We start from the raw sequence: 5,850 nt of genomic DNA, 5'->3' as shown, positions 1-5,850 counted from the left end.
GGGCCGGCGTCGTTGAGCGAGAGGCGGATCAGCCCTTCAGGAGCTGCCGCATCAGGTCGGCGGTCTCAGAGGGGGTCTTGCCCACCTTGACGCCGGCGGCCTCCAGGGCCTCCTTCTTGGCCTGGGCGGTGCCCGAGGAACCGGAGACGATGGCGCCGGCATGGCCCATGGTCTTGCCCTCCGGGGCGGTGAAGCCGGCCACGTAGCCGACGACCGGCTTGGTGACGTTGGCCTTGATGAAGTCGGCCGCACGCTCCTCGGCGTCGCCGCCGATCTCGCCGATCATCACGATGGCCTTGGTCTCCGGGTCCGCCTCGAACGCCGCGAGGGCATCGATGTGGGTGGTGCCGATGACCGGGTCGCCGCCGATGCCGATGGCGGTGGAGAAGCCGAGGTCACGCAGCTCGTACATCATCTGGTAGGTCAGCGTGCCGGACTTGGAGACCAGCCCGATCGGACCCTTGGAGGTGATGTTGGCCGGGGTGATGCCGGCCAGCGCCTCGCCGGGGGTGATGACGCCGGGGCAGTTCGGGCCGATGATCGTGGTGGTCGGCTTGCCGTCGGCGTCGGTGCGGGACTCGGCCAGAGCGTAGAACTCGGCGGAGTCCTGCACCGGGATGCCCTCGGTGATGACCACGAGCAGCGGCATCTTGGCCTCGACGGCCTCGATCGCGGCGTCCTTGGCGAACTTCGGGGGCACGAATGCCACGGAGACGTCGGCGCCGGTCTTCTCCATGGCCTCGGCCACGGAACCGAAGACGGGCAGTTCGACCTCGGAGCCGTCCGCACGGCTGTGCGTCACGGTGGTGCCGGCCTTGCGGGCGTTCACGCCGCCGACGATGTTGGTGCCGGCCTTGAGCATCAGGGCGGTGTGCTTGGTGCCTTCGCCGCCGGTGATGCCCTGGACGATGACCTTGGAATCCTTGTTCAGGTAGATCGACATGAGTTGAGGGGTCCTTACTTGTCAGCCGACGCGGTGTTGGCGAGTTCAGCGGCCTTGGCGGCGCCTTCGTCCATGGTGGTGGCGAGGGTCACCAGCGGGTGGTTGGCCTCGGAGAGGATCCGGCGGCCTTCCTCGACGTTGTTGCCGTCCAGGCGCACCACGAGGGGCTTGGTGGCGGCGTCGCCCAGGATCTCGAGGGCCTTGACGATGCCGTGGGCCACCGCGTCACAGGAGGTGATGCCGCCGAAGACGTTCACGAACACGGACTGGACCTGCTCATCGTTCAGGATGACGTCCAGGCCGTGGGCCATGACCTCGGCCGAGGCGCCACCGCCGATGTCCAGGAAGTTGGCGGGCTTGACGTTGCCGTGGTTCTCACCGGCGTAGGCGACGACGTCCAGCGTGGACATCACGAGGCCGGCGCCGTTGCCGATGATGCCGACCTGGCCATCGAGCTTGACGTAGTTGAGGTCGTTGGCCTTGGCCTTGGCCTCCAGCGGGTCCTCGGTGCGCTTGTCCACCAGTGCCGCGTGACCGTCCTGGCGGAAATCGGCGTTCTCGTCCAGGGTGACCTTGCCGTCGAGGGCGACGATGTCACCGGCGCCGGTCTTGACCAGCGGGTTGACCTCCACGAGGGTGGCGTCTTCCTTCTCGAAGACATCCCAGAGCTTGACCAGGACGTCCGCGACCTTGCCGCGCAGCTCCTCGGGGAAGTTGGCCTCGGCCACGATGGCGGCGGCGGTCTCGGCATCGATTCCGGTCAGAGCGGAGACGGGGACCTTCGCCAGGGCCTCGGGGCGCTCGACGGCGAGCTGCTCGATCTCCATGCCACCCTCGACCGAGCACATGGCCAGGTAAGTGCGGTTGGAGCGGTCCAGCAGCACGGAGAAGTAGTACTCCTCGGCGATGTCGGCGCCCTGGGCGATCATGACCTGGTGGACCGTGTGGCCCTTGATGTCCATGCCCAGGATGTCCTTGGCGTACTGGAAGGCCTCGTCGGCGGTCTTGGCGACCTTCACGCCGCCGGCCTTGCCGCGGCCACCGACCTTCACCTGGGCCTTGACGACGGTGACGCCGCCAATCTTCTCAGCGGCCGCCTTGGCCTCTTCCGGGGTCTGCGCCACGATGCCAGCCAGCACGGGAACACCGTGTGCCTCGAACAGATCGCGCGCCTGGTATTCATACAGGTCCACGGGTTGCAGTCCTTCTACGTCGAAAACGGGGACGGTCGGATTCCGCGAGCGGCATCAGGCACACCACAGTGCAGTGACGAGGGCGTTTCCACCCCTGACATCGACCGGAGCATGTCCGGCACGGCGGAAGCCGGCCGGAAGCCCAGGGGTTCCCCGGGCGTTCCATCCCATACCCTAGTCCACGGCGAGCCCGGTCGGTTATTCCACCGGGCGGTTACTCGACCTTGCTCAGCGGGGCGTACCGCAGCAGCAACCGTTTCTCGGTGCCGTTGAAGCTCACCTTGGCCACGATCTTGTCCCCTTGGCCCTCGAGGCTCAGGACGGTGCCGCGGCCGAAGGTCCCGTGCTCCACGGGATCGCCGGGGCTCAGTGAGATCATCTCCTTCTGCGGCTGCACCCGGGTGCGGGCGGCCCCACGCTGGGGGACCTTCAGCTCCGCGTCGTCCGCGTAGCTGCCCGACGCGCGGGCGGGCCGGTTGGTCGTCGGCCCGCCGGCCCCCCAGTGGGAGCCGGAGAACCGCTGCGGATAGCGGGACTGCGAGCCGTACTGGCCCCCGTGGCCGCCGATGGAGCCTGCGCCCCACCCCCCGGAGGTCCCACCGGCGAAACCGGCGGGGCGCGCGGAGCCCTCCCGCTCCCAGTCCAACAGGGCCTCGGGGATCTCGCCCAGGAACTGGCTGGGCGGGTTGAACTGGTGCTGCCCCCACAGGGACCGGGCCTCCGCCCGGGAGACGAACAGTCGCTTGCGCGCCCGGGTCAGCCCGACGTAGGCCAGGCGGCGCTCCTCGGCCAGCTCCTTCTCGTCCGTCATGGAACGCGAGTGCGGAAACACCCCGTGCTCCATGCCGGTCAGGAACACCACCGGGAACTCCAGGCCCTTGGCCGTGTGCAGGGTCATGAGTGTGACCTGGCCGAGCTGCTCGGCCAGTTCCGCCCCCTCCTCGTCCGAGGCGTCCGGCAGCTGGTCGGCATCGGCCACCAGGGCCACCTGTTCGAGGAAGTCACCCAGCGTCCCACCGGGGTTGTTCTTCTCGAACTCCCGGACCACGGCCACCAGCTCGCCGAGGTTGTCCGCCCGGGACTCGTCCTGCAGGTCCTCGGAGGAGCGCAGGGCGGTGAGCATGCCGGTCTGCTCCAGCACCGCTTCCAGGACGGTGGCGGCACTCGAGGTGGCGGCCACCTGGGCCAGGTCGTCCATCATCTGGACGAAGCCGTTGACCGCCTTCACCGATCGGCTGGCCATGGCGGGCGCCTGGTCGGCCTGCCGGAGGGCCTCGAAGAAGGTCGACCGGTGGCGCGTCTGCAGGGCTGCCACCGCGCCCTCGGCGCGATCCCCGATCCCGCGCTTGGGTTCGTTGAGGATGCGGCGCAGGTTCACGTCGTCGTCGGGATTCTCCAGCACGCGCAGGTAGGCGAGCGCGTCCTTGATCTCCTTGCGGTCGTAGAACCTCGTGCCCCCAATGACCCGGTACGGGATGCCCTTGGTGACGAGGCGCTCCTCCAGCGAACGGGACTGCGCGTTGGTCCGGTAGAACACGGCGACGTCGGCCGGCCGGATCCCGTCCTCGTCCTGCAGGCGGTCGATGGTGGTGGCGATCCATTCGGCCTCGGCGGACTCGTTCTCGGCGGCGTAGCCGATGATCTTCTCCCCCGCCCCCTCTGCGGTCCACAGGTTCTTGGGCCGGCGCTTCGGGTTCTTGGAGATCACCGCGTTGGCGGCGTCCAGGATGGTCTGCGAGGAGCGGTAGTTCTGCTCGAGCTTGATGGTGGTGGCCTGGGTGTAGTCCTGCTCGAACTCCACGATGTTGCGGATGTCCGCGCCACGGAACGCGTAGATGGACTGGTCCGAATCGCCCACCACGGTCAGCTCACCGCCGGCCGTCTCCACCCCTTCCGGCTCGTGGGCCGGACCCGTCAGGAGGCGGACGAGGCGGTACTGGGCGTGGTTGGTGTCCTGGTACTCGTCCACCAGCACGTGCCGGAAGCGGCGGCGGTAGTTGTCCAGCACGGCGGGGAACGCCTCGAAGATGTTGACCGTCATGCCGATGAGGTCGTCGAAGTCCATGGCGTTGGCCTGGCGCAGCCGTTGGGTGTACTCCAGGTACACGGTGGAGACCGCCTGGGCGAACGGGTCCGACTCGGAGACGGTCGAGGAGTGGTCCTCGGCATCCACGAGCTCGTTCTTCAGCGCACTGATCTTGTGGAGCAGCGACTTGGGCGTGAATTTCTTGGGATCCAGGTCATGGGCCTTGACGATCGAGGTGACCAGGCGGAGGGAGTCCGCGGAGTCATAGATCGAGAAGTTGGACTTCAGTCCCACCGAGGCGGCCTCCCGGCGCAGGATGCGCACGCTCGAGGAGTGAAAGGTGGAGATCCACATCTTCTGGGCCGCCGGGCCGATCAGGGCGGAGATGCGTTCGCGCATCTCCGCGGCGGCCTTGTTGGTGAAGGTGATCGCCAGGATCTCGTGCGGCCGGGCCCGGCCGGTGGCCAGGGCGTAGGCGATGCGGTGCGTCAGCACCCGCGTCTTGCCCGAGCCGGCGCCCGCGACGATCAGCAACGGGCCGCCGGTATGGACCACGGCCTGCTTCTGCTGCTCGTTCAGCCCCTCCAGCAACTCGTCGGCCGTGGGGGCGCGGTGTTCCGGGGCGGCAGGGGTGAAGGCCTCCGGATCCGCGCCGGATGGCTCGGTGGTACGGGGGGTGAACAGGCCGGGCAGGGACGTCTGGAAATTCTGGGGCATGGTGGCGTCCAGTCTACCGAGCGGACCGGACGCCCGGAGGGGCCGTCCACAATACCGGCTGGCGCCGACAGCCTCCCCCTGGGGCCTCAGGCGTCGAGGGTGGCGTAGACGATGAAGTTGTCCTCCAGCATGCCCGTGTCCTCGTTCAGGCCGTCGCAGGTGATCAGCCGGATCTCTGGGCCTGCGGTGTTGCCGTAGACCTCGAGGGTGGGGAAGCCCTCGTCCTTGCGGAACAGTTCCGTGCGGTAGACGGTGAAGCTGGCGACCGAGCCGTCCTGCCGGGTGACCTCGATGGAATCACCGGCCTGCATCTGGGGAAGGTCGGCGAAGATTCCGGGACCGCCTTCGATGCCGTTGCGGTGCCCCAGGATGACGGAGGGTCCGACCTCTCCGGGGGTCGGCGAATGTTTGAACCAGCCGGCCGGGGAGCCCAGGTTGTAGGGCGGGACCTCGATCACTCCGTTGTCCTGCAGGCCGAGCTGCATCACCTCGGACTCGACGTTGATCCCCGGCACGGAGATCGTGGCCGGCTCGGACGCCGGCAGGGCCTCCGGCTCGGGCTCCGGCGGGTCAGTGGTGGCCGCGGATCCGCTGGAGGCGGCCGAGGGCGACGTCGTCGGCGTCTGCGATGGCGTCTGTGTCGGGGACACCGTCGCGGAAGGTCCGGCCACAGCACTCGCTGAGGATTCACCCGGCCCGGCAGATTCCGCACCGGACGGGCCCTGCGGTGCCGAGCAGGCGGCCAGGAGCACCAGGACTCCGACCGAGTAGTCGGTGGCGTGTGCGACCAGCTCGGGCAGGGCGTCCTGGCCGGAGAACAGGACCTGGGTGAAGCTGTGGTCGGAGAGGAGCTGGTAGGCCATCGCGGTCGAGCCGACGGCCAGGCCGAGCACCGATGTCACCAGCACCCGGTTGACGTGCACCAGCGGTCGCAGCGACAGGCCGATCCAACGGATCAGCCAGCCGAGCAG

Annotated in this window: 4 protein-coding genes; all 4 read right to left on the bottom strand. The window is 68.5% G+C overall.

Annotated features, from left to right (window positions below; translation table 11 throughout):
• Nucleotides 1–28: 28 nt before the first annotated feature.
• The gene (gene sucD, locus RUH65_RS15100) at nucleotides 29–943 is read right to left on the bottom strand and encodes a succinate--CoA ligase subunit alpha (protein WP_313818448.1); all 915 of its coding nucleotides are present in this window, start codon (nucleotides 941–943) and stop codon (nucleotides 29–31) included.
• Between the two features lie 14 nt (nucleotides 944–957).
• The gene (sucC, locus tag RUH65_RS15095; protein ID WP_313818447.1) at nucleotides 958–2,136 is read right to left on the bottom strand and encodes an ADP-forming succinate--CoA ligase subunit beta; all 1,179 of its coding nucleotides are present in this window, start codon (nucleotides 2,134–2,136) and stop codon (nucleotides 958–960) included.
• Between the two features lie 214 nt (nucleotides 2,137–2,350).
• The gene (gene pcrA / locus RUH65_RS15090; RefSeq protein WP_313818446.1) at nucleotides 2,351–4,879 is read right to left on the bottom strand and encodes a DNA helicase PcrA; all 2,529 of its coding nucleotides are present in this window, start codon (nucleotides 4,877–4,879) and stop codon (nucleotides 2,351–2,353) included.
• 86 nt (nucleotides 4,880–4,965) lie between these two features.
• A partial coding sequence (locus RUH65_RS15085; RefSeq protein WP_313818444.1) for a class F sortase occupies nucleotides 4,966–5,850 on the bottom strand: 885 nt, incomplete at its 5' end.

Source organism: Citricoccus sp. (genome assembly GCF_032154715.1).
In the GTDB taxonomy this organism is placed as follows: domain Bacteria; phylum Actinomycetota; class Actinomycetes; order Actinomycetales; family Micrococcaceae; genus Citricoccus.
The sequence above is the reverse complement of the archived record's forward strand: the minus strand, read 5'-3'. Positions and strand labels throughout refer to the sequence as shown.